Source organism: Streptomyces sp. NPDC048590 (genome assembly GCF_043199535.1).
In the GTDB taxonomy this organism is placed as follows: domain Bacteria; phylum Actinomycetota; class Actinomycetes; order Streptomycetales; family Streptomycetaceae; genus Streptomyces.
Genome location: NZ_JBICWC010000004.1, coordinates 394,329 through 417,521, shown reverse-complemented (window position 1 = coordinate 417,521; position 23,193 = coordinate 394,329). Strand labels below are relative to the sequence as shown.

General features: G+C 72.5%; 22 protein-coding genes. 12 read left to right on the top strand and 10 right to left on the bottom strand.

Annotated elements, in window-relative coordinates:
* Positions 1 to 10: 10 nt before the first annotated feature.
* Together ACGFNN_RS14160 and ACGFNN_RS14155 are read right to left on the bottom strand one after the other, a co-directional pair.
* On the bottom strand, positions 11 to 655 hold the full coding sequence (locus ACGFNN_RS14160; RefSeq protein ID WP_393555668.1) for a hypothetical protein: 645 nt from the start codon (positions 653 to 655) through the stop codon (positions 11 to 13).
* Between the two features lie 176 nt (positions 656 to 831).
* The gene (locus ACGFNN_RS14155; protein WP_393555666.1) at positions 832 to 1,941 is read right to left on the bottom strand and encodes a citrate synthase 2; all 1,110 of its coding nucleotides are present in this window, start codon (positions 1,939 to 1,941) and stop codon (positions 832 to 834) included.
* A gap of 256 nt (positions 1,942 to 2,197) precedes the next feature.
* Between ACGFNN_RS14155 and pdxH the strand changes: the two genes are divergently transcribed.
* Both pdxH and ACGFNN_RS14145 read left to right on the top strand, forming a co-directional pair.
* Positions 2,198 to 2,830 (top strand): pyridoxamine 5'-phosphate oxidase, encoded by a 633-nt coding sequence (gene pdxH / locus ACGFNN_RS14150; RefSeq protein WP_393556230.1) that lies wholly within the window; start codon positions 2,198 to 2,200, stop codon positions 2,828 to 2,830.
* Between the two features lie 389 nt (positions 2,831 to 3,219).
* Entirely contained in the window at positions 3,220 to 4,614 is a 1,395-nt protein-coding gene (locus tag ACGFNN_RS14145; RefSeq protein ID WP_393555664.1) for a PAS domain-containing protein, read from the top strand.
* A 34-nt stretch (positions 4,615 to 4,648) separates the two neighbouring features.
* Here the strand turns inward: ACGFNN_RS14145 and ACGFNN_RS14140 are convergent, their stop codons facing one another.
* Complete coding sequence (locus ACGFNN_RS14140) at positions 4,649 to 5,404, bottom strand: SIS domain-containing protein (protein WP_393555662.1); 756 nt, start codon at positions 5,402 to 5,404, stop codon at positions 4,649 to 4,651.
* A 208-nt stretch (positions 5,405 to 5,612) separates the two neighbouring features.
* Here ACGFNN_RS14140 and ACGFNN_RS14135 point away from each other — a divergent pair, with 208 nt between their 5' ends.
* Positions 5,613 to 6,305, top strand: coding sequence for a metal-dependent transcriptional regulator (locus tag ACGFNN_RS14135; protein WP_393555660.1), 693 nt, complete (start codon positions 5,613 to 5,615; stop codon positions 6,303 to 6,305).
* 662 nt (positions 6,306 to 6,967) lie between these two features.
* Complete coding sequence (locus tag ACGFNN_RS14130) at positions 6,968 to 7,861, top strand: alpha/beta fold hydrolase (protein ID WP_393555658.1); 894 nt, start codon at positions 6,968 to 6,970, stop codon at positions 7,859 to 7,861.
* 84 nt (positions 7,862 to 7,945) lie between these two features.
* On the opposite strand, the gene ACGFNN_RS14125 is transcribed toward ACGFNN_RS14130, so the two are convergent.
* The 3 genes from ACGFNN_RS14125 to ACGFNN_RS14115 are packed head-to-tail and all read right to left on the bottom strand — an operon-like array spanning position 7,946 to position 11,126.
* Positions 7,946 to 9,589 carry a transporter gene (locus tag ACGFNN_RS14125; protein ID WP_393555656.1) on the bottom strand — a complete coding sequence of 548 codons (1,644 nt, stop codon included), beginning with the start codon at positions 9,587 to 9,589 and terminating at the stop codon, positions 7,946 to 7,948.
* Positions 9,586 to 10,410: an ABC transporter ATP-binding protein gene (locus tag ACGFNN_RS14120; RefSeq protein WP_393555655.1), complete on the bottom strand. Its 825-nt coding sequence runs from the start codon at positions 10,408 to 10,410 to the stop codon at positions 9,586 to 9,588. Before ACGFNN_RS14120 ends, ACGFNN_RS14125 begins: the two co-directional genes overlap by 4 nt.
* Before the next feature lie 38 nt (positions 10,411 to 10,448).
* A complete protein-coding gene (locus ACGFNN_RS14115; RefSeq protein WP_362672217.1) occupies positions 10,449 to 11,126 on the bottom strand; it encodes a bifunctional DNA primase/polymerase in 678 nt (225 codons plus the stop codon).
* A gap of 257 nt (positions 11,127 to 11,383) precedes the next feature.
* Between ACGFNN_RS14115 and ACGFNN_RS14110 the strand changes: the two genes are divergently transcribed.
* Together ACGFNN_RS14110 and ACGFNN_RS14105 are read left to right on the top strand one after the other, a co-directional pair.
* The gene (locus ACGFNN_RS14110; RefSeq protein ID WP_393555653.1) at positions 11,384 to 12,766 is read left to right on the top strand and encodes a transcriptional regulator; all 1,383 of its coding nucleotides are present in this window, start codon (positions 11,384 to 11,386) and stop codon (positions 12,764 to 12,766) included.
* Between the two features lie 201 nt (positions 12,767 to 12,967).
* A complete protein-coding gene (locus ACGFNN_RS14105; protein ID WP_393555652.1) occupies positions 12,968 to 14,407 on the top strand; it encodes a hypothetical protein in 1,440 nt (479 codons plus the stop codon).
* 95 nt (positions 14,408 to 14,502) lie between these two features.
* On the opposite strand, the gene ACGFNN_RS14100 is transcribed toward ACGFNN_RS14105, so the two are convergent.
* The gene (locus tag ACGFNN_RS14100) at positions 14,503 to 15,762 is read right to left on the bottom strand and encodes an ABC transporter substrate-binding protein (protein ID WP_393555650.1); all 1,260 of its coding nucleotides are present in this window, start codon (positions 15,760 to 15,762) and stop codon (positions 14,503 to 14,505) included.
* Positions 15,763 to 15,936: 174 nt separating this feature from the next.
* On the opposite strand from ACGFNN_RS14100, the gene ACGFNN_RS14095 reads away from it, so the two are divergent.
* Together ACGFNN_RS14095 and purU are read left to right on the top strand one after the other, a co-directional pair.
* Positions 15,937 to 16,383 (top strand): hypothetical protein, encoded by a 447-nt coding sequence (locus ACGFNN_RS14095; protein ID WP_362541650.1) that lies wholly within the window; start codon positions 15,937 to 15,939, stop codon positions 16,381 to 16,383.
* Between the two features lie 28 nt (positions 16,384 to 16,411).
* On the top strand, positions 16,412 to 17,311 hold the full coding sequence (gene purU / locus ACGFNN_RS14090) for a formyltetrahydrofolate deformylase (RefSeq protein ID WP_362672950.1): 900 nt from the start codon (positions 16,412 to 16,414) through the stop codon (positions 17,309 to 17,311).
* Between the two features lie 92 nt (positions 17,312 to 17,403).
* On the opposite strand, the gene ACGFNN_RS14085 is transcribed toward purU, so the two are convergent.
* Positions 17,404 to 18,699, bottom strand: a complete 1,296-nt coding sequence (locus ACGFNN_RS14085) for a maleylpyruvate isomerase N-terminal domain-containing protein (protein ID WP_393555648.1) — start codon at positions 18,697 to 18,699, stop codon at positions 17,404 to 17,406.
* Positions 18,696 to 19,262, bottom strand: a complete 567-nt coding sequence (locus tag ACGFNN_RS14080; RefSeq protein ID WP_393555646.1) for an RNA polymerase sigma factor — start codon at positions 19,260 to 19,262, stop codon at positions 18,696 to 18,698. The genes ACGFNN_RS14085 and ACGFNN_RS14080 overlap by 4 nt, the downstream gene beginning before the upstream one ends.
* 286 nt (positions 19,263 to 19,548) lie before the next feature.
* Here ACGFNN_RS14080 and ACGFNN_RS14075 point away from each other — a divergent pair, with 286 nt between their 5' ends.
* The 3 genes from ACGFNN_RS14075 to ACGFNN_RS14065 all read left to right on the top strand — a co-directional run bounded on the left by ACGFNN_RS14075 (position 19,549) and on the right by ACGFNN_RS14065 (position 21,629).
* Positions 19,549 to 19,923 (top strand): STAS domain-containing protein, encoded by a 375-nt coding sequence (locus tag ACGFNN_RS14075; protein WP_362541042.1) that lies wholly within the window; start codon positions 19,549 to 19,551, stop codon positions 19,921 to 19,923.
* A gap of 82 nt (positions 19,924 to 20,005) precedes the next feature.
* Positions 20,006 to 20,542 carry an EF-hand domain-containing protein gene (locus tag ACGFNN_RS14070; RefSeq protein ID WP_393555644.1) on the top strand — a complete coding sequence of 179 codons (537 nt, stop codon included), beginning with the start codon at positions 20,006 to 20,008 and terminating at the stop codon, positions 20,540 to 20,542.
* A gap of 625 nt (positions 20,543 to 21,167) precedes the next feature.
* Positions 21,168 to 21,629 (top strand): ATP-binding protein, encoded by a 462-nt coding sequence (locus ACGFNN_RS14065; protein ID WP_393555643.1) that lies wholly within the window; start codon positions 21,168 to 21,170, stop codon positions 21,627 to 21,629.
* A 12-nt stretch (positions 21,630 to 21,641) separates the two neighbouring features.
* Here the strand turns inward: ACGFNN_RS14065 and ACGFNN_RS14060 are convergent, their stop codons facing one another.
* Positions 21,642 to 22,631, bottom strand: coding sequence for a GlxA family transcriptional regulator (locus ACGFNN_RS14060; protein WP_393555641.1), 990 nt, complete (start codon positions 22,629 to 22,631; stop codon positions 21,642 to 21,644).
* A gap of 61 nt (positions 22,632 to 22,692) precedes the next feature.
* Between ACGFNN_RS14060 and ACGFNN_RS14055 the strand changes: the two genes are divergently transcribed.
* Complete coding sequence (locus tag ACGFNN_RS14055; protein ID WP_393555640.1) at positions 22,693 to 23,160, top strand: DUF2809 domain-containing protein; 468 nt, start codon at positions 22,693 to 22,695, stop codon at positions 23,158 to 23,160.
* Positions 23,161 to 23,193: the final 33 nt, after the last annotated feature.

Below are 23,193 nucleotides of genomic sequence, written 5' to 3'. Positions count from 1 at the left end.
CAACGGAGGGTCACCTCGTCCAGAGGACCGGGCTGTCGGTGTACGCGTCACCCTCGTCGAACGAAGCGGCCGCGACGGGCTCGGTCTTCGTGGCGCTGAGCGAGCAGGTCTCGTACGACGCGCCCTTGGTGGTGAAGTCGCGGGGGGCCGTCTCGCTGTCGCACTTGCCCGGGAGGTCGCCGATCAGGATGACCCCCGTGGGGCCGCCGCCCGCCAGCTGCCCGCGCAGCCTCAGCGACGCGTACGACAGGTCGGTGCCGCCGACGTTCTCCACCTTCATCCGGATGTAATAGGGCGTCATGCCCTTCGCCTTCGCGCCGAACCGTTCCATGTCGGCCTCTGCGCCCTTTTCGATCGCCGTGACGGTCACGGCGACGGTGCCCTTCTTGTCGGTCCCGTACGTGAAGGGCAGGACCGCCTTGTCGCCGACCTTGAGCTTCGAGCCCGGTGCGGTGACGTCCCCGTCGGCCGGAGCGGCGCCGTCGTCGGTGGGCTCCGCGGACGGGCTCTCGCTGCCCGGATCGGACGGTGCCGGGGCAGAGGCCGACGGTGAGTCCTGTCCCGATGCCGAGTCGTCACCGTCGTCGCAGGCCGTGAGCCCGAGCGTCATGGCGGTGAGAGCGGCAGCGAGGACGATGCGTCCCTTGTATGTCATTTTTGACCTAACTGGCAGTGAGGGCCGCCCCGCAGGGCAGCCGGTGCGTTCGACGACCGGGCGCCCCGGTGACGGCGGTCCGTCACCGGGGCGACGCGTCTCAGGATGCCGGTAGGAATGACACAGGCCAGCCACAGGCGTGCGACGGGTGAGGCACGACCTGCCCCGGCGCCCTGTCAGTTCGCCAGGTCCGCCAGCTGGTCGAAGCCAGGGATCTCGTGCGGGTCGCGGGTGCCCGGGCCGACGTACGTCGCCGAGGGGCGGACCAGGCGGCCGGTGCGCTTCTGCTCCAGGATGTGCGCCGACCAGCCGGCCGTGCGGGCGCAGCTGAACATCGAGGTGAACATGTGCGCCGGGACCTCCGCGAAGTCCAGGACGATCGCCGCCCAGAACTCGACGTTCGTCGCCAGGACCCGGTCGGGGCGGCGGGCGTGCAGCTCCTCCAGGGCGGCCTTCTCCAGGGCCTCGGCCACCTCGAAGCGCGGGGCGGCCAGCTCGCGCGCGGTACGGCGCAGGACGCGGGCGCGGGGGTCCTCGGCGCGGTAGACGCGGTGGCCGAAGCCCATCAGGCGCTCGCCCTTGTCGAGGGCCCGCTTGACGTACGCCGTGGCGTCGCCGGTCCGCTCGATCTCCTCGATCATGCCCAGGACGCGGGAGGGGGCGCCGCCGTGCAGCGGACCCGACATGGCGCCGACCGCGCCGGACAGGGCGGCCGAGACGTCCGCGCCGGTGGAGGCGATGACCCGGGCGGTGAACGTCGAGGCGTTCATCCCGTGCTCCGCGGCCGACGTCCAGTAGGCGTCGACCGCCTTGACGTGCTTCGGGTCCGGCTCGCCGCGCCAGCGGATCATGAACCGCTCCACCACCGACCGCGCCTTGTCGATCTCGCTCTGCGGGACCATCGGCAGGCCCTGGCCGCGGGCCGACTGGGCGACGTACGAGAGGGCCATCACCGCGGCGCGCGCGAGGTCGTCGCGGGCCTGTTCGGCGGAGATGTCGAGCAGCGGTTTCAGGCCCCACACCGGGGCCAGCATGGCGAGCGCGGACTGGACGTCCACGCGGATGTCGCCGGAGTGCACGGGGATCGGGAACGGCTCGGCGGGCGGCAGGCCGGGGTTGAACGCCCCGTCCACCAGCAGGCCCCAGACGTTGCCGAACGAGACGTGGCCGACGAGGTTCTCGATGTCGACGCCGCGGTAACGGAGCGATCCGCCTTCCTTGTCGGGCTCGGCGATCTCCGTCTCGAACGCGACGACTCCTTCAAGTCCGGGTACGAAGTCGGACATCGGGCGGCTCCCTCGACTCGGCGGCTGTGTGACGGGCCCTGAAGGCCCGACCACGATACTGGCGGGTACCCACGGTGCGGGGAAGGGTGACGTCCGGCACAGCCGACCGGCCCGCGCACGGTGTTCGTGCCCTCCTCGCGGAACGGCACCTCCGCTGCGGCAGGATGGCCCCGTGCCCACAGCAGATGCCTCTCCGTCCTCCGCTTCCGCCTCCTCCCGCACTCCGTCATCCGATTGCACCACCGATCCGGCCGCGATGCGCGAGCAGTACCGTTCCGAGGACTTCTCCGAGCAGGACCTCGCCGCGGATCCCATGGACCAGTTCGCCCTGTGGTTCCGCCAGGTCGCGGGCGGCGGCGCCCTCCACGAACCGAACGCGATGGTGGTCTCCACGGCCGACTCCGGGGGCCGCCCGTCCTCCCGCACGGTCCTGCTGAAGCAGTACGACGCCCGGGGCTTCGTCTTCTTCACCAACTACGGCTCCCGCAAGAGCCGTGAACTCGCGGAGAACCCGTACGTCTCGCTGCTCTTCCCCTGGCACCCGCTGGCCCGGCAGGTCATCGTGACCGGTACCGCGTCGCGTGTGGGCAGGGAGGAGACGGTGGCGTACTTCCGTACCCGCCCGCACGGCTCCCAGCTGGGTGCCTGGGCCAGCGAGCAGTCCACGGTGATCGGCTCGCGCGAGGAGCTGACCGAGCGCTACGAGGACCTGGCCGGCCGCTACCCGGAAGGGGAGAAGGTGCCGGCGCCGCCGCACTGGGGCGGTTTCCTGGTCGTGCCGGACGCGATCGAGTTCTGGCAGGGCCGTGAGAACCGGCTGCACGACCGTCTGCGGTACGTCCGGGACAGCGCGGACGCGGACTGGCGGGTGGAGCGCCTCTGCCCGTGAGTGTGGGCCGGCGCCCTGGGAACGCAGGAACCCGCAGGCTCTGGTCCCTCCTCACGGAGGAGCCGGCCGGATCTACCGGCGAGCCTGCGAGTCGGTGACTGCTTGGGTTTCGGCAGACAGCCTGCCGAGGTGCACGGTGTGCGACGACGGGCTGTCAGCCCGCAGCCACCTCACGAATCCGATAAGACTGCACTTTTCGGATCACCTCCTTTCAGCGTGTGCCCACAGCCTAGGAACGGCCTCGCGCCCGCACAACCGAATTAACCGCACCCCGGATGGACACCGGATTTCCGGGAAGTGGCTGTGTGGTGGCTCACGTTCGAGTTCAATTGGTCTGACGTGCGGCAATGCGGAACGCGAAGCGGAACACGCCCTGCGGGAGGTACGGAGTGAGTGCTTCCAGGAGCACCGGGACCACCGACGCGATCGGCCCCGACGAGGACCCCGAGCCGGCTCCGGCGGCCATTCCTGGCTCCCGGCTCCTCGCCGCGCTGCTCGACGGCATGGACGCCGCCCTCTGCGCCTTCGACGCGCAGGGCACGATCACCCACTGGAACCGCGAGGCCGAGCGGATCCTCGGCTGGTCCGCCGCCGAGGCCGTGGGGCGGCGCGGCTTCGCGGGGTGGGCCGTGCGCAGCGCGGACGCGGGGGACGTGCAGGGGCGGCTGCTGGCCGTCATGGACGCACCGGGACGCCAGGTCCACGAGTTCGCCCTGCTGCGCAAGGACGGCGGGCGGGTGCTCGTACGGACCCAGTCGTCCGGGGTGCGCGGGGCGGACGGCAAGCCGGCCGGGGTGTACTGCGCGTTCAGCGAGGTGCACGCCCAGATCGACCTCGAACGTTCCATCGCGCTCAGCGAGGCGCTCTTCGAGGACGCGTCCTGGGGTGTCGTCCTCGTCGACGTCGACCTGAGGCCGACCGTGGTCAACGCCTACGCGGCCCGGGCCCTGGGAGGCGGGCGCACCCGGTTGCTGGGGCGCCCGCTGGGGGAGCTGGTCGTGCAGGGGGTCGAGGACCTGGAGGCGGCGCTGCAGCACGTGCTCGCCGAGGGCTCGCCGACCGCGCCGGCCGAGCTGTGGGTGACGCTGCGGACGGCGGAGGGCGACCGCAGGCGCTGCTGGCGCAGCGGGTTCCTGAGGCTGGCGTCGCCGCTGGCGGAGGAGCCGGTCCCGCTGGGCGTCGGCTGGCTGTTCCGGGACGTCACCACGGCGAAGCTGGCGGAGCAGGACGCCGCCCGGCTGCGCTTCCGCGCGAACCAGCTGCACCGTGCCGCACGCCAGGCGGCGGAGTGCGAGGACCCGATGGAGGCGGCCACCACCTCGCTCGACTTCGCCCTGGCCGGGTTCGCCGACCATGTGGTGGTGGACCTGCTGGAGGACCTCGCGGGCGGCGAGAGGCTCGTACGGGCCGCGGCCACGCCCTCCGACGCCCCCGGCCCCTGCCTGGCGGTCTCCGGCGGGCCGTTCCCCGTGCGGTACGGCCCCGGGCACCCGGCCCTGCAGGCGGTGGAGCGCGCCGGGACCGTCCGAGCCGCGGCACCGGCCGGGGCGGGCCAGGACTGGGCGGTGGAGCGCCAGTGGCCCGGTGGGGCGGTGCACGCCCTGTGCGCGGTGCTCCGGAGCCGGGGACGGACCCTGGGTGTGGTGACGTTCCTGCGTACCGCGAGCCGGAGCGCCTTCGAGCGTACGGACGCGACGTACGCGGAGAGCGTGGCGGTCCGGGTGGCCTCGGCGGTCGACCTGGCCCGTCTGGCGGCCCGCGCGGGCCGCGGCGACGGGCTCTGAACCCGGCGGGCGGCCCGGTGCGAGCCCGCTGGGCTCAGTGCCGGTAGAAGATCCGGTCGCCGTACTCCCGCATCACGCGACCGTTCCACTCGTGGCCGCCGTCGACGTTGCCGGAGCGCAGCAGCGGCGGCTCGACGCCCCGGGCGACGAGCTCCTCGGCGGCGGTGGCCATCATGGCCTGCATCAGCGCGCTGGTGACGACCGTCGACGCGGGCGCGAACGGGGCCTCCACGCCCTCCAGCGTGAGGGTGGCGTCACCGATGGCGATCTTGCTGTCCAGCACGATGTCGCAGTGGTCGCGGAGGAACCCGCCCGAGACATGACGTGACTTGGTGCCGGTCGTGTACGCGACGGAGGTGATTCCGACGACGGTCAGGCCGAGCGCCCGTGCGTTCTGAGCCATCTCCACGGGCAGCGCGTTGCGCCCGGACAGCGAGATGATCACCAGGAGGTCGCCGGAGCGCGCGGGGCTGGAGTCGAGCACCGCGCTCGCCAGGCCGTCCACCCGCTCCAGGGCGGAGCCGAGGGTCGCCGGCATGACGTCGACGCCCACGGTGCCGGGCACCGCCAGCAGGTTCATCAGGGCCAGTCCGCCCGCCCGGTAGACGACGTCCTGCGCGGCGAGCGAGGAATGGCCCGCGCCGAAGGCGAAGAGCCGGCCGCCGCCCGCGACGGTGTCGGCGATCGCCGTACCCGCCGCCGCGATCGCCGCGGACTCCTCGTCGCGTACCCGCTCCAGCAGGCCGATCGCTGCGTCGAAGAACTGACCGGCGAGCTTGCTGTCGCTCATCGAGGAGGCCTTTCCTGCGGGATGTGGGGTCCGTGCGGTGCCCGTGTCGCGGATCACGTTGCGGTCTGGACCACTGGACTGTCAATAGCGCCCGGCCCGTCCGCGGAGCACTCTCACGACGGCGGGGCACGGTTGTCGGCGCCATGCGTCAGAATTGGGGTTGGGCCATCGCACGACGACTTTCAAGTCACAGCATCGAGGGGCACGTATGTCCGGACTGATCGACACGACGGAGATGTATCTCCGCACCATCCTCGAGCTCGAAGAGGAAGGCGTCGTCCCCATGCGCGCCCGTATCGCCGAGAGGCTGGACCAGAGCGGTCCGACGGTGAGCCAGACGGTGGCGCGCATGGAGCGGGACGGCCTGGTCCAGGTCGCCGGCGACCGCCATCTCGAGCTGACCGAGGAAGGGCGCCGTCTGGCGACCCGGGTGATGCGCAAGCACCGCCTCGCCGAGTGTCTGCTCGTGGACGTCATCGGCCTGGAGTGGGAGCAGGTGCACGCCGAGGCCTGTCGCTGGGAACACGTCATGAGCGAGGCGGTCGAGCGCCGGGTGCTGGAGCTGCTGCGGCACCCGACCGAGTCCCCCTACGGCAACCCGATCCCGGGGCTGGAGGAGCTGGGCGAGAGCGCCGAGGCCGACCCGTTCCTGGACGAGAGCATGGTGAGCCTGGCCGAGCTCGATCCGGGCGCGGAGGGCAAGACCGTGGTGGTGCGCCGGATCGGGGAGCCGATCCAGACCGACGCACAGCTGATGTACACCCTTCGGCGGGCGGGCGTGCAGCCCGGGTCCGTCGTCAGCGTGACCGAGTCGGCCGGCGGCGTGCTGGTCGGCTCCAGCGGCGAGGCCGCCGAGCTGGACACCGAGGTCGCCTCGCACGTCTTCGTCGCGAAGCGCTGACCAGGAGTTATGCGCGTACCGGCGCCCTGCGTGCACGTGCGGGCGCCGGTGCGGATGCACATGCGGATGTGAACCGGTAAGCCCGCTTTCTGTTTTCCGCCCGGAATCGCAGCGGCCGGGCGAAACGCGTGCCAGGCTGTGGCCAGGCATTCGACCTGAGGGTGCCGGCAGTGTCTGCCGCGCTGTCCGGGGAGGGGGCGGGGAATGCGCCCGTCGCAGTGGCACGTGCGCCGTGAGGCGGCTGCCCGGCCTGTCCGCGCCCATGGTCTCTCCGGTCTCCCCGGCGCGGTTGTTCGAACGGACCCGCCCACGGGCGACCCTTCGGCCGCCCGCTCCGGTGCCGTCCGGGGCGGGCCCGCGGCCCGCGGATCCGAAGCCCCGGGAGCAGCGGAAGGCCCCGGCGCCCGAGGGCGCCGAGGCCGGTCCTCCCCTGCTCTGACCTGGAGCCCCGAGCTCTCGAGGTCAGTCCCCGCGGACCCCTGTCCCCGAGTGGTCCGCTTCCCGCAGAAGGTCTCCCCCGGGAGGCCGTCGTCAATCCTGAACCGCTGTCACTCGAACGTGGGATGTTGCGCGCCGGAAGCCGGTTTTCGAATAAAGGTTCGATAGTCTGGCCAGGACGCATTCACGGTGGACGAGGACCTGAAGAGGGGGTGCCAGAACCTATGGTGCGGCGCATCGATGTGACCGGATCGGACGGTGTACGCCTCGCGGCCTGGGAGTTCGCCGACCTGCCCAAGGAGCGGGAGGAGTCCGGCGGCGCCCCCGGGATCTTAATGCTCCACGGGCTGATGGGCCGGTCCGCGCACTGGGCCCCTGCCGCCCGCTGGCTCTCCGAGCGCCACCGTCCCGTCGCCCTCGACCAGCGTGGTCACGGACGCAGCGAGAAGCCGGCCGCAGGCCCGTACACCCGTGACGCCTACGTCGCGGACGCCGAGGCGGCGATCGAGCAGCTCGGCCTCGCCCCGGTCACCCTCGTCGGGCACTCCATGGGCGCGCTCACCGCCTGGCAGCTCGCGGCCAAGCGCCCCGATCTCGTCAAGGCGCTGATCATCTGCGACATGCGGGCCTCCGCCCTCGGACCGGCCTCCCAGCGCGAGTGGGAGGACTGGTTCGGCGCCTGGCCGCTGCCCTTCGAATCCCTCGCCGAGGTCCGGAAGTGGTTCGGTGAGGACGACCCCTGGGTGGAGCGGCCCAACCCCTCCCGGGGCGAGTTCTTCGCCGAGGTGATGGCCGAGGGCCCCGACGGATGGCGCCCCGTCTTCTCCCAGGAACACATGCTGACGTCACGGGCCACCTGGATCTACGACGCCCACTGGGAGGAGCTCGCGCAGGTGCGCTGCCCCACCCTCGTCCTGCGCGGCATCGACGGAGAGCTCGGCAGGGCCGAGGCCCAGGAGATGGTCAGGGTCCTGCCGCTCGGGCAGTACGCCGAGGTGGAGGACGCCGGCCACCTCGTCCACTACGACCGCCCGGACGGCTGGCGCGCGGCGGTGGAGCCGTTCCTGGAGCAGCTGGCCGAGGGCCGCCACGGCGACCGGGAGCCCGCCCGTCCCTGAGCGGCGGCCTCCCGGGGCCGGACGGCAACCGATCCCTGGGAAGCCCACCCGCTCCCGAGGAAGCCCAGTCCCCGGGCGGCCCGCTCAGCCCTTGCTGACCGCGGCCAGGATCTCCGGGAGCCGGTCCGCGGTGCGGGGCGCGGCCAGCCGGACCCCGAGCCACCCGATGAAGGCGCCGTAGACCGCTCCCACCGGGAGCAGCACCCACAGCGCGTCCTGATGGCCGGCCGCGTGGAGCCAGATCGTCAGCCCGATCACGGGCCCGCTGAGCACCGCCGCGGCCACCATGCCGCCCAGGATGGAGATCCAGGCGAGCCCGGCCTGCCCCGGTACGACGTTCTTGAACGCCCCGTCCTGCGGGATCGAGTACGGGAACAGCGCCGAGGCAAGGGCCCCCGTCGCGAGCATCGCGCCGAGGAGGGCGAACGACAGGCCCACCACCCCCGGCAGTGCCGCCCAGTCGCCGAGCACCGCCGCGGTCACCACCGTGACGAGCACCGTGTACGGCAGGGTGATCAGCAGCAGGACCAGGGCCCGCGCCCTGAGCTCCAGATAGGCGTCCCTCGTCGAGGACACCGACAGCGCCACCATCCAGAACGCCGAGGTGTCCTGGCCGAACTGGTTGTACATCTGCATCCCGAGCATTCCCGCCGCGAAGCAGGCGAAGTACGGGGACCCGGTGCCCTGGACCGCGTTGAGGACGGGCACGATCAGCCCGATCGCCAGCGCCGTCACCCACGCCGCCTTCGTCTTCGGGTCGCGCACGACGTAGCGCAGGCTCCGCCGCATCACCGTCCCCGTACGCCCCTCGGGAAGCAGCGCGAAGAGCCCCGAGCGCTCGGCGCCCGACCGGTCGGCGGAAGGCTCGGCGGCGGCGATGGTGGAACCGTCCGGCGAGGTCATCAGCTTCACGAGGCTCCGCTGCCAGAGCCACAACAGGACGCCGAGGGCGAGCACCGAGACCAGCAGCTGCCCGGCCGCCGCCCCGTAGGAACCCTCGGAGGCCGACCCCACCGCGCCCAGCGCCGACGCCGGGGGCAGCCAGCGCACCACGTCCGCGAGGGGCTCCAGCGAGGACAGCCCGCCAGCACGGCCCAGACGCTGCGCGCCGAAGTTGACGAACTGGATCCCCACCGCGATCACCAGCCCGCTGAGCACCGCGAGGTCCCGGCCCTTGCGCGAGGTCAGCAGCCGGATGTTCGCGGTGGCGACGGAGCGCGCCAGCGCCACGCAGACCAGCAGCGTCAACGGGACGCCGGCCACGCCGAACACCACCGCCGCCGCCCCGTGCGCCACCGCGATCACCGAACCGAGGGCGAGGGCCAGGGTGAAGAGCGGCCCGATGCCGATCAGTGAGGACACCAGCAGGGCCTCGATCAACGGGCGGGGCCGCAAGGGCAGCATCACCAGCCGGCTCGGATCCAGGGTCTCGTCACCGCTCGGGAAGAACAGCGGCATCACCGCCCAGCCCAGAGCCACCACGGCGGCCAGCAGCACCACCAGCGTGTCCGCCTGGGAGTGGCCGCGGAGCGCGACCAGACCGATCACCTGGCCCACCGCGAGCAGCGCGGTCGCCACGATCGAGGCGATGTAGGCGGCCCGCCGCCCGGACGACTGCCGCAGACCGTTGCGCAGCAGCGTCAGCTTCAGCCGTACGAAGACGGGGACGAGGCCCTCACCGCGCACGGCGGGTACGGCGGTACCCGCGGGGGCGTCCAGCACCGTCATCGGGCACCGCCCAGCCAGTCCAGGGACTCGCCGGTGTCCCGGGCGCCTGCGCCGACCAGTTCGAGGAACGCGTCCTGGAGGGTGGCGGCGTCGCCGCGCACCTCCGCCAGGGTGCCCTGGGCCTTGATCCGGCCGGCCGCCATGACGGCCACCCAGTCGCAGAGCGACTCGACGAGCTCCATCACATGGCTGGAGAAGATCACCGTCGCCCCGGAACGGGTGAAGCGTTCCAGGACCCCGCGGATGGTCTGGGCCGACACCGGGTCGACCCCCTCGAACGGCTCGTCGAGGAAAAGGACTTCGGGATTGTGCAGCAGGGCGGAAGCCAGCCCGATCTTCTTCCGCATCCCGGTCGAGTAGTCCACGACCAGCTTGTGCTGGGCCCCCGCGAGATCCAGCACATCGAGGAGCTGAGTCGCCCGCTTGTCCACCTCCGCACCCGGCAGGCCGCGCAACCTCCCCGTGTAGGAGAGCAGTTCACGCCCGGAGAGCCGCTCGAACAGTCGCAGTCCCTCGGGCAGGACCCCGATCCGGGACTTCACCTCGACCGGATCCCGCCACACGTCGTGGCCGGCGACCTCGATGCGCCCCATGTCCGGCCTGAGCAGCCCGGTGACCATGGAGAGCGTGGTCGTCTTCCCCGCCCCGTTGGGGCCCACCAGGCCGATGAACCTGCCCGCCGGGAGATCCAGGTCGATACCGCCGACCGCGATCTGCTCGCCGAACCGCTTCCACAGCCCCTCCACCCGCACCGCGGGCCGTGCGGCCGCAGCCCCACCCGCCGAATCGGTCCTGCTCGCACTGTCCGCCTGGTCCGGCATGGCACTGCCTTTCGAAGTCCCCGCATGTGGGGACCACCCTACGAAAGACGGGTGCGCGCGTCGGCTGCTTCCCGTGCACAGGCGTAGGCGAGCGGACTGATCAGTTCCTCGGCGTCCGGCAGCCACGGATCGGCCCGTGAGGGACGCCGGGCCCACTGCACGGCTCCGCGCCCCGCCATCCGGGTCGGCGGCGCGACCACGTAGTCGCCCTCGCCGCGCCCCGTCATCCCGATCGCCCTGGCGTCCCAGCCCAACTGCCGTACGAGCCCAGGCGCCTTGGCCGCGGCCCCGGGCAGGGCGAAGAAGAGCATCCGCCGGTCAGGGGTGCGGGTCACCGGGCCCAGGGTGAGGCCCATCCGCTCCATCCGGGCCAGCGCCAGGAAGCCGGCCGACTCCGGCACGTCCAGGGCGTCGAAGGTCCGGCCGGCCGGCAGGAGCACCGACGACCCGGGCTGCCTGGCCCACATCCGGCGGGCGGCGGCGCCACTGCCGGTCGCCTGGCCCGCCCAGTCCGCACGGATGGGATGGGCCCCCGGGGCCGCGCAGGCCGGTACCTGGCAGGAGCAGCGCTCCGTCCCTCCGACGGGCTCCAGCCAGGCGCCAGGGAACACGTCCCAGTGCCGCTCCTGCGCGTACCAGGCCGCGGCCTCCAGCAGCTGCTCGTTCCGCTGGCGGGGGACCTGCGCGGCTTCCGTCACTCCGATGGGCTCTTCCACGCCCACTCAACTACCAGTGCCACCTGGGGTTACGGGCGCACGCGGCACCTTCGAGGCGGATCGGTTCTGCACGCGGGGCGCACAGGGGCACGGGCGGGGGCGCGCGTGAGCGAGCGCACCGAAGGGCGGGTAACCACCTGCAGAACTGTGCCGACACGCGGTCCCGCGTACCCGATACAGATGAATATGCGCATTTCTCGTGCCGTGCCGGGCAGTGATTGCTTCACTGAATCACCGCGGTCTCAGGGGGGAAACACATGGCAGCCAGGCCTCTCGTCGCCCGTCAGCCGAACGAACGGCTTCAGACGCTCATCCAGGAGGCCGGGTGCTCCAACGCCGGTCTCGCGCGCAGGGTCAACATGGTCGGGGCGGAGCGGGGGCTCGATCTGCGCTACGACAAGACCTCGGTGGCCCGTTGGCTGCGCGGGCAGCAACCCCGGGGCAGAGCACCGGGGATCATCGCCGAGGCGATCGGGCGCAAACTGGGCCGTACGGTCACCATCGACGAGATCGGCATGGCCAACGGCAAGAGCCTGGCCTCCGGCGTCGGCCTCCAGTTCTCACCCACGGTGCTCGGCGCCGTCGAGCAGGTCTGCGAGCTGTGGCGCAGTGACGTGGGCCGCCGCGACCTGCTCTCCGGTTCGGCGGTGGCGGCCTCCGCCCTCGTCGAGCCCAGCCGCGACTGGCTGATCACCGGAGCCGACCCGCAGGTGGCACGGACCGCCGGGAGCAGGGTGGGGATGCCGGACGTGGCCGCGGTGCGCGCGACGACGGCCGCCCTCGTCGACCTGGACCACCGCTTCGGCAGCGGACATGTGCGGCCCGTCCTGGTGCACTACCTCAACAGCGTTGTCTCCGGGCTCCTTTCGGGTTCGTACCGCGAATCGGTAGGCCGTGAGCTGTTCGGCGCGGTCGCCCGGCTCACCGAGCTGGCCGGGTACATGGCCGTCGACACCGGCCAGCCCGGTCTCGCCCAGCGGTACTACATCCAGGCGCTGCGCCTGGCCCAGGCCGCGGGGGACCGCGCGTACGGGGGGTACGTGCTGGCCGCCTCGATGAGCCATCTCGCGGCCCAGCTCGGCAACCCCCGGGAGATCGCCCAGTTGGCGCGGGCAGCCCAGGAGGGCGCGCGGGGAAGGGTCACGCCGAGGGCGGAGGCCATGTTCCACGCCGCCGAGGCCCGGGGCCACGCACTGCTGGGCGACGCCCCCGCCTGCCGGCTCGCCGCCGGCCGGGCGCTGGCCGCGCTGGACCGGTCCGACCCCGCAACGGGAGACGACCCGGCCTGGATCGCGCACTTCGACGCGGGCTACCTCGCCGACGAACTGGCCCACTGCCACCGTGACCTGGGGCAGGGAGAGCCCGCCGCCCGTCGCGCCGAGGAGGCGCTGGCGGCGCTCCCCGACTCCCGGATCCGGCGCCGGGGGATCGGCCTGGTGCTGCTGGCCACCGCCCAGGTGCAGCAGCGCGAGGTGGAGCAGGCGTGCCACACGGGGCTGCGGGCGATGGAGCTCCTGGGGACGGTGCGCTCCAGCCGGGGTGCGGAGTATCTCGACGACCTCCGGCAGCGACTGGAGCCCTACGCGAACGAACCCTCGGTCCGGGAGTTCGGCGCCAGGCTGGAGCTGCAGGCTGCCTGACCCGGGGGTTTCGGCGGCCCGGCCGGCCGTTACGGCGGTCCGGCCGGATTCCGCCGGTCCGACCATGAACAGCGTCAGGAGCGCCGAGGGCGTTACCACCTGTGTGAAGGGGCGGTGAGCACCCTTGGGCGCTTGGCGCCCGGCCGAGGACACCCGGTAGCGTGAGCCGACGATTCCATAGGTTCACACGGAGGAGTCCCGGTGACACAGAGCGGACAGGGTGACGAGCGGCAGCTTCCCGCTGTACGGCCCGCGCACGAGGGTGTCGTGCTGCCCGCAGACGGTGGTGCCCCCTGGCATCCGGGTGGGCCGGCCGGCCCGCAGCAGGACCAGGCCGTCCCCGCCGGCGGCCAGCCGTGGGGCAACTCCTGGGGGCCGGAGTCCGCGCAGCAGGACGGTACGCCACCCGGTCACCTCCCGCCGGAGCAGTACGGGCAGAACGCGTACCAGCAGCCGCAGCACGGGCAGTACCAGCAGCAGCCGCAGCCGTACCCGCCCGCGCAGGGCCAGTACCAGCAGCCGCCGCAGGGATACGCCCAGCCGCTGCCGCCCGAGGCCGGGCACGGCACGGGGCAGCAGGGCGGGGACGCCGACGCCACGCAGTACATCGCGCCCGTGACCGGCGGCCCGCTCCCGGGGGGACTGCCTCCGGAGCGGCCCGCGGAGTCCACGCAGTACCTGGGGCAGAACGCCGCCCCGGGACAGCCCTCCGACTCCGACGCGACCCAGTACATACCCCCGGTGCCCGGTGGCGCCCCGTACGGGATACGACCGGGAGCCCCCGGTGACCGGCAGCCGCCCGCGGAGTTCGACAGCCTCTTCCGCAGCGAGGAGCCGGCCGGGGCCACGCAGCAGATGCCCCGCTTCGACGCCGGGCACCAGCAGTACTCCCAGCAGCCGCCCCAGGGCGCCCAGCCCTACCAGCCGGCCCCCCAGCAGGGCACGCACGGCGGCGGCTACGGCGGCCACGGCGTGCCGCACCAGGACCAGGGCGACGGCGCACCGCGCAGACGGACGGCGCACATCAAGCTGATCGCGGCGGTCGTCGTCGGCTGTGCGGTCGTCGGGCTCGGCGCGGGCGCGCTGATGAGCGGGGGCGACGACAGCCCCGAGGACGCCAAGCAGCCGGTCGCGTCGCAGAGTTCGGCGGCAGCCGAGTCCCCCGCCAAGCCCTCGGACGATCCCGCGAAGCCGCAGGCCGAGCAGCTCGACAAGCTCCTCGCCGACAGCAACAACAGCCGCTCGGCGGTGATCAGCGCCGTGGAGAAGATCAAGGGCTGCCGGGAGCTCGACCAGGCCGCCACCGATCTGACCGGCGCGGCCACACAGCGCCGGGGCCTGGTGACCCGTCTGGAGTCGCTGAGCGTCGATCAACTGCCGTCCAGCGCCGAGCTGAAGAGCTCCCTGACCAAGGCCTGGCAGGCGTCGGCCGAGGCCGACGACCACTACGCCGCGTGGGCCCGGCAGGCGAAGAACGACAAGAAGGTCTGCAAGGGCGGCAAGGCCCGTTCGACCGGGGAGACCGCCAAGGCGGGGCAGTCCAGCAGCGACGCCACCATCGCCAAGCGTGAGGCCTCCGGCCTGTGGAACGCCATCGCGCGGAAGTACGGGCTGACCGAGCGGGCCCCCACACAGCTCTGAGGCGGTGCCGGGCCCGAGGGGGGTGGACACCGCCCCCCGGGGCCGGCACGCACCGGACGTCGCTCCTCAACGGGCGAACGTTGCCTGCCGCGGCACTAGCCGGCGTCCAGGAGGATGTTCGTGACATCCACGAAGTCGTCGTTCCCGGCGGTGAGCCGCCCGTCCTTGACCATCTGGAACGTCACCCGGGCGTTGACGATGCGCCCGTAGGCCGTGACGCCGAGCATGTCCTGGAAGCGCCAGCGCAGCACCGGCGTCAGGCCACCGGTGTCGACCTCGGTGCCTCGGTTGAGGCTGACGGAGATGCCGCCTCCGGTGATCTCCGGCTGGTCCATCGCCTCGATGACCGCCTTGAGCACGGTGTACGCGATCCACGTGGTCTGCACGCCGGTGTCCCCGGGGTCGATCCGGTTGTCCCCGAAGGCGTACTTCCGGATCACCTCCCGCATCTCGTTCCAGCGGGCATCGCCCGGTTCCGGGTACCAGCCGGTGACGAGCGCGCCCTCGAAGGGGCTGTCCGCGCCGCCCGTACGGTCGATGAGGCTCTGGCCGACACTGCCGAGCACGGAGGAGATCCGGACCGCGCCGTCCTCCGTCTCCAGCCGCCGGAAGGAATCGAAGAAGGTCTGCGTGCCCTGGCCGAGCACCGCGGTCACACAGCCGCCGTCCGCGTGCTCGATGGCCCTGGCCGCCTCCTCGTCGTACGAGGTGGCCCCCTCGGTGGTGACGATGTCGTAGGACCGCGAGTGCTTCCCGGTGCCGAGACCCGTGTCGAGGAGCCCCGGCATCGTGTCGCCGACCAGGGTGTCCGGCCGTACGAGCGCGACCCGCTCGCAGCCGGCGGCGAGCTGCCGGCCGTTGCCCGCCAGGAGCGCCGGCTGGCCGCCGTTAACCGGGTAGGAGAGATAGCTGGTGAACTCGTCCGCGGAGGCGCCGTAGCCGCCTATGTACGGGATGCCCGCGGCTTCCAGCGGAGCCAGGAAGGCCCGGCCGAATCCGCTGTACGAACCGACGACCGCCGCCACGTCCGCCTCGACCGCGCGACGGGCGCACTTCGAGGCGCCGGACGCGGTGTCCTGCTCGTTGCAGGTGAGGACCTTGAGCTCGTGTCCGTCGATGCCGCCCCGGTCGTTGATCCAGCGCGCGTACGTCCTCGCCATCGCCGGCATGCCCGCCATGTTCACCTCGTCGGCCCCGGTGGTGTCGGGAGCCCAGGTCATCACGGTCACGGGCTCCCTGCCGCCCGCGGAGGCCCCCGGGAGAACCCCGCAGCCGGAGAGCAGCAGCGCCCCGGCCGCCACGGTTGTGAGGATCCTGCGGGGGCTGGGAGAGGTGCGGCATCGCCATCCGGTCATGGGCATGAACTTTTCCGGCCCCCGGGTAACGCCGCAGTGTGTCTCGGTCAACGCAGGGTGACCCCGAGGTGAATTGCGGGGGGCCGCGCACCGCCGCCGAGGGGGAACGTACGATCGGCAACCGTGCAGCAAGGTTCGGAGAACACTTCACGTCGCGGCCGTCGCTCCTCCACCATGGGCGGCATGCCGCTCAACGACATGCCGTGGTGGCGCTGGCGCAGCAATGTGCGCTCGGCGCTGCACATGCTCTCCGACCCCGTCTTCCACCACGAGTGCTGGCTGGCCGGCCGGGAAGGGTACGGCGACGTCACCGACGCCGTGTACCGCCTGGTCGAGGACACCTGGCTGGACAACTGGTCCGCCGAGAAATACGTGGGCACGATCTTCCGCGACTCGGCCGAGGCCGCCCTCGTGGACGTCGCCGCGCTGCGGGTGCTGCGCATCATGCACCAGATAGGCGCCGATGCCCCGGTCTCGGCCTACCTGGAGCACCCGGGCTGGCAGGAGGCGGTCGTGGCCGCCCGGGAGGCCCATGTGATGCTCGCCACCAATGACGGCGAGGACCCCGACATCCCGCCGAGGTCCCTGGACGTGCTCCGCATCATGACCGGATCGGCGTGAGTGCCGGGCGGTGTGGCACCCTACGGGGATGACCGCGCCGCAGCCCGCCGAATCCGTATCCGCTGCCTCGGAAGCCCCCGCCGAGCAGTACGTCCTCACGCTCTCCTGCCCGGACAAGCAGGGCATCGTGCACGCCGTGTCGAGCTACCTCTTCATGACCGGCTGCAACATCGAGGACAGCCAGCAGTTCGGCGACCACGACACCGGTCTCTTCTTCATGCGCGTTCACTTCTCGGCGGACGCCCCGGTCAGCGTGGACAAGCTGCGGGCCAGCTTCGCCGCGATCGGCGACTCCTTCCGGATGGAGTGGCAGATCCACCGGGCGAGCGACCGGATGCGGATCGTGCTCATGGTGAGCAAGTTCGGACACTGCCTGAACGACCTGCTGTTCCGCTCCCGCACGGGCGCCCTGCCGGTCGAGATCGTGGCGGTCGTCTCCAACCACACGGAGTTCGCCGAGCTCGTCGCCTCCTACGGCGTCCCCTTCCGGCACATCCCGGTGAACAGGGAGAACAAGCCGGAGGCCGAGGCTCAGCTGCTTGAGCTGGTGCGCGGTGAGAACGTCGAACTCGTGGTCCTGGCACGCTACATGCAGGTGCTCTCGGACGATCTCTGCAAGCAGCTGAGCGGCCGGATCATCAACATCCACCACTCCTTCCTGCCGAGCTTCAAGGGCGCCAAGCCCTACCACCAGGCCCACGCGCGCGGTGTGAAGCTGATCGGTGCGACGGCTCACTACGTCACCGCCGACCTCGACGAGGGGCCGATCATCGAGCAGGAGGTCGAGCGCGTCGGGCACGGCGTCACGCCGGACCAGCTCGTGGCCGTGGGGCGTGACGTGGAGTGCCAGGCGCTGGCCCGTGCGGTCAAGTGGCACGCGGAGCGGCGCATCCTGCTCAACGGCCGGCGTACGGTCGTCTTCGACTGAGCCGCGATCGGCCCCAGGGCCTTGCGTCCGGTCATGTCGGATCAGGGAGTGTGGCACCCGGACCCGGCGGGGTCCGAGCGTAAGGCCCTGGGTCAGAGCCGGCTGAGCGAGGCCGCGGCGAACAGGACGTCCCGGATCGCCTCCCGGTCGCCCTCCTGTCCGGCCGCGGCCTCGACCGGAGGGACGTGGCCCGCGACCAGGCGGCAGAACTCCACCCCGTCGAGCGCGACCTGCGCGACGGTGTGGGACGGGGAGCCGAGGGCGGCCGGTGAGTCCAGGGCGATGTACCAGTCCCCGCCGCCCCTGCCCTCGACCTCCAGATGGAGGGAACGGCCGGGAGACCCCGCGGCGACCAGATGGCGTGGCGGCGCGGCCAGCCCCGCACGGCGGCGCTCCGCCAGGACGGCCGGCAGCAGCCTGACGGCGAGGCCGATCATCTCGTGGAGATGCGCGGGGGCGGGCGGCTCGTAGGGATAGTCCACCGCGTCGGCGATGTCGTCGCCGTGCACCCAGCACTCGAAGGCGCGCTCCAGCAGCGCGTCCTGCAGGGGCAGCGCGAATCCCCCGTACGGGACGGAGAGCTCGGCGACGCCGCGGCCGGCGAAGGACACCGTGCGGATCAGGGCGTGGTTCTGGTCGCGCCAGGGCTCGCGTACCGCTCGGGTGGGCGGGCGCCGGGCCGCCGACCAGTACGACTCGGTGCGGTCGGTGGGCCCCAGCGGCCTGTCGCCCTTCCCGAGCGGGTCGTCCAGGCCGAGCGCCCGGGACACCAGGCCGTCGACGGCCGTCAGGTGGCCGATCACCCCCGCGACCGTCGTCTTGCGGTGCACCTGCTGATCTTCCTCGAACCACTTCAGCCGGACCGGCGCGTGCCACTCCGAGTCCCTGATGTCCCGCAGCAGGGCGTCGAGGCGTGCGGTCTCGGCGTCGTAGGGGGCGGCCCAGCCGGGGACCGGGATCAGCGCCGGGCGGCGGCCCAGGCAGCCCTCCAGCACGCGGGACCGGAGCAGCGGGTCCAGGTCCAGGGTGCCGTCCGAGTGCAGCAGTCCCACGGCGTCGCGCAGCCGCAGCGCCTCGTCCGCGCAGGGCGCGCACGAGGTGAGGTGGTCCTCGACGGCCGCCGTCTCCTCGGCGGAGCAGGCGGCCAGGGCCCACGCGCCGAGGAGGGACTGGAGCACATGGTGGGGGAGCGGCGGGCCGGACGGGGGCACCGGCGGCACCGGCGGCATCAGCGGCATCAGCGGTTCCGGGGAGACGGGCGGCTCCGCGGGTCCGGAGGACACGGCCGGTGGCAGGTTCTCCCGGTCGTCCGGGGCGGAGCGCGGCCCCGGTATCCGCCGCTCCACCGGTTGCTCCTCCTCGCGGCCGCCGCCGTGGCCCCCGCTCACGGTGTCGGTCCGTATCCGGGAGGCGCCTGGTCCGCCGACGAGCGGGTGTTCGCGGTGGAGAGGAGCTGGAGCCCCAGCCGCAGGCGGCGCCTCGCCTCGTCGCCGGTGACGCCGAGGTCGGCCGCGGTCTGCCGGTAGTCCCGGCGCTGGACGTACGCCAGCTCCAGGGCGGCGCGCAGCGGCGCCGGCATGGAGGCGACGATGTAGTCGGCCCGCGCCGCGGCGGTGGCCCTGCTCACCCGGTTCTCGAGCTCCTCGGCGTCCTGGGTGCCGCCCCCGTCCGCCGCCCGCAGCCGCAGCACGGCCTGGCGGTGGGTGAGCCTGGCCACCCAGGACCGCATCGAACCGTGCTTGGGGTCGTAGGCGTGCGGGTTCTCCCAGACGTAGCCGAAGACCTCGCGCGTGACCTGGTCGGCGGCCTCCTCGTCGTCGAGCATGCGGTGGGCCTGGTTGTGCACGAGAGCGGCGAACCGGTCGTAGAACTCGCCGAGGGCGGCCGCCTCGCCGCGTGCGAGCCTCTGCTGCATGCGGCGGTCCCAGCGCGGTGGCGCGTCCTTCACCATCCAGCCCCCAGCCCTGTGCCTCTCGTCACGTCGAATGTAGTCGGCGGCGCCGCCGGGGCACGCGTGTTTCCGGCAAGTACGTCCCTCAAGTGGCGCCGAATGATAGGGAACACACCCCGCCTTGCCTTTTCCTGATCGAGTAAACGATCCTGAACTGATCAATTCTGCATGAGCTGTGCCAGGTCGGTGAGCGGAAGGGCGTTTCGCGGGCGGGTACGCGGGCAGCCGCGAGGAGGAACGGAAACTTCCGGATCCTCCGGAGCCCCGGAACGAGAGGCCGAGTCACGTGACGCTGAAGGTGGACGAGACGGAGCAGGACGAGTGGACCGTGCTGCGGATCCACGGCGAACTCGATCTCGTGAGCTCGCCCGTCGTGCGCCAGTCCGTCCACGAGGCGGTGGCCGCGGGCCGGCACGACGTGGTCCTCGACCTCTCGGGCGTCCTCTTCTGCGACTCCAGCGGCGTCGGCGTCCTGATCGCCTCCCGCCGGCTGATGAAGTCCTGCGGGGGCCGGCTCAGGCTGATCCTTCCGGCCCGAGGCGCCGTCGACGGCTCGCACGTCAACAAGGTGCTCGGCGCGCTGGGGGTGCGCAGGCTCTTCGACGTCTACCCCGACGCCGACGCGGCCACCGACGACGAGTCCCAGCCGCTCACCGCGTGACACGCCGGTCGGGGACGAGCTTGTCACCGACCTGAGGGACATCGGTGACACGTGGCGCGGCTCGGCGACGTACGCTCCCCGCATGGACAGCGCAGAGTACGAGCGCAAGATCGCGCACCGCTTCGCCGCCTTCGACCAGGACGGCAACGGCTACATCGATCGCGCCGATTTCAACGCCGCCGCCGCACGCCTGCTCGCCGAGTTCGGCACGACGGCGCGCTGCGACCGGGGCCAGTCCCTCTACACCGGCGCCGAGGCCTTCTGGCAGGGCATGGCGGGCATCGCGGACGTCGACGGCGACCAGCGGGTCAACCGGGCGGAGTTCGTCGGAGGCGCGGTGAAGCGGCTGCGGGACAGCCCCGAGCGCTTCGCGGAGATCGCCCGCCCCTTCCTGCGGGCGGCTCTCGCCGTGGCCGCCGGATCGGACCTCGAAGGCACCTCGTCCGTCTCGGCTCCGGTGGCCGAGGTGGAGCGCGCCCTGCGGGTGCTGGGCGCCGCGGAGGACGTCGCGGGCATCGCGGCCCGGAGCCTGGACACCGACCAGGACGGCCGGATCGGCGAGACGGAGGCGGTCGCCGCGTTCTCCGCCTACTTCACCGTGATCGCCCCCGACGCGTAACAGTCGTGACCCGATCCGGAGTACGGCCGGGGCGCGGCGCGCGCCCGGGCCGCCCCGGTGGCGACGCACGCCGGGGAGCGCGCGTCAACACGCCCAACAGATTGAGCAGTTCGTGCCCTTCCGAGACCCGGCCGGGGCCGCCCTCCGGCCGGCTTCGGGGCGGCGTCGGTGACAGTCGTGGCTGACCGGAGGCGTACGGAGCGTGGTTGGCACGTCACACAGTGCCTCGGGTGGCGGCCCGGAGGCGGCCGGAGGTCCGTCACCGGGCGGAGTCGTGAGCCCGCGCTCGGGTACGCTCCCTGAGATGCGAGTGGTACTGGAACCGAAGGATCCGGGTGCGCCCGACGAGGCCGCCCCGGGCGGTGCGCGGTGCCCTGCTCGCACGCCACGGAGCTGCGGCCGGCCGGTCGGGGACCCGCTCCCCGGGGCGTCCGCGGGCTTCTGTTCGACTCATCGCAGCACGCGTCGCACAGTATGGACCACGCGTACTCCTTCGCGCTGGAATATGCCCGAAGCGCTTGTTGCGGTGACTGTACGTCAACCATGCTGTCTCGCAGGGGAGTCACGTTCCGTGACCCTGAGGAGGCGCGAGGCGATGTGTCCGCCGGTTCGGATGGTGTGAGCGGTGCAGGTGCTTCAGGTTCAGCTTGAGGTCGGGCCGGATCCCGCGGAGGTGGGACGGGCCCGCAGATGGGCGCGGTCGCGCCTGGTCGGGTCCGGGATGGAGGACGACGAGCCGATCGCGGAGACGCTCATCCTGCTGATCTCGGAGCTCGTCACCAACGCGGTGGTCCACACGGGCTGTCCGGCCGTCCTGCGGATGCTCTTCGGGTCCGCGAACCCGACGGGTTCGGCGGGTACGGTCCGGGTCGAGGTGGCGGACGCCAGCTGCAGCCCGCCCCAGCCACGTCATGCGGCGGGTGAGGACACCGGCGGCCGTGGCCTGGAGCTGGTGGACGGACTCGCCGACCGCTGGGGCTGGCAGCCCGAGGGCGCCGGGAAGCGGATCTGGTGCGAGGTCGACCGCCAGGGTCCGGTGATGGTCCCGGTGATCCAGGACCAGCCGGGCGACCGTGCCTGTCTCTGAGCGGCCGGCTGTTCAGAGCCCCGGGACCGCCGTGCGGAACGTCCGCCGGTAGGCCGTCGGGGAGACACCCAGCGCGGCCTGCACATGCTCCCGCAGCGAGGTGGCCGTCCCGAACCCGGCGTCCCGCGCCACCTGGTCCATCGACAGGTCCGTGGACTCCAGCAGCTGCCGGGCCCGTTCGACTCTCTGCTGTGCGATCCACTGCCCCGGACTCATCCCGACCTCCTCGCGGAACCGGCGCGTGAAGGTGCGCACGCTCATCGACTCCTGGCGGGCCATGTCGCGCAGCAGGATCGGCTGCTCCAGCCGTCCGAGCGCCCAGGCCCGCGCTCCCGTGGTCGTGGCGATCCCCGCCTCGGGAACCGGCCGCCGGACGAACTGCGCCTGCCCGCCCTCCCGGTGCGGGGGTACCACGGTGCGGCGGGCGACGTCGTTGGCGACGGCGGTGCCGTGGTCCCGGCGGACGATGTGCAGGCAGAGATCGATCCCCGCGGCCACGCCGGCCGAGGTGAGTACGTCGCCGTCGTCGATGAACAGGACGTCCGGGTCGACGCGTACGCGCGGGAACAGCCGCTGGAAGTGCTCCGCGGAGGCCCAGTGGGTGGTCGCGGGCCGCCCGTCGAGATATCCGGCCGCGGCGAGGACGTACCCCCCGGTGCAGATGGAGACGAGGCGCGTCCCGGGCCTGATGTGGCCCAGCGCGGCGGCCAGTTCCTCGGTGAGCCTGCCCTCCTCGTGGACGGGGCCGAGCTCGTACGAGGCCGGGACGACCACGGTGTCCGCGGTGGCGAGGGCCTCCGGCCCGTGTTCCACCACGATGTGGAAGTCGGCGTCCGTCTGGACCGGCCCGGGCGGGCGTACGGAGCAGGTCACGACGTCGTACAGCTCCTCCCCCCTGTTCAGGGGGTCGACGCCCAGCGAACGGCCGAATATCCGCTGGGGGATGCCCAGTTCGAACGGCAGGACTCCGTCGAGTGCGAGAACGGCGACGCGATGGCGCATCTGGATCCCTGCTCCCCCTGGGTTGGCTGCTACCGGCGGCGGCCTGATAAACGTACCGGCCATGAGGAAGAAGCCGCCGGTACACGCATCTGTTCCCCGGGGCGCCGCCCATGAGGTCCCCGGCGCCGTCACGGTACGGTCCGTGGCCGCGGCGGCCGCGCTCGTGACCGTGGCCGCGGGCCTCGGCACCCGCGCCGTCGCGGGCGGGGACCCGGCCAAGTACGCGGGTGACGCCCTCTACACCGTGCTGATCCACACCCTCGTCGTCGTGCTCGCGCCCCGGGTGCGGCCCGGGACGGCCGCCGGGCTCGCACTCGCCGTGAGCTGGGCCGTGGAACTGGCCCAGCTCACGGGCGTCCCCGAGGAGCTCGCCCGCAGCAGCACGGTGGCACGGCTGGTGCTCGGCTCCACGTTCAACGCCCCGGACCTGCTCTGGTACGTGGTGGGGGCGGCGGCGGCCTGGGCGGTCCACGCCGGTCTCGCACGCGGATTCCTGCGAAGGGCGTGGCCCGATTCCTGCGAAGGGTGACCTCTCAGCCACTCGTACCGGACGGGCCCCCGG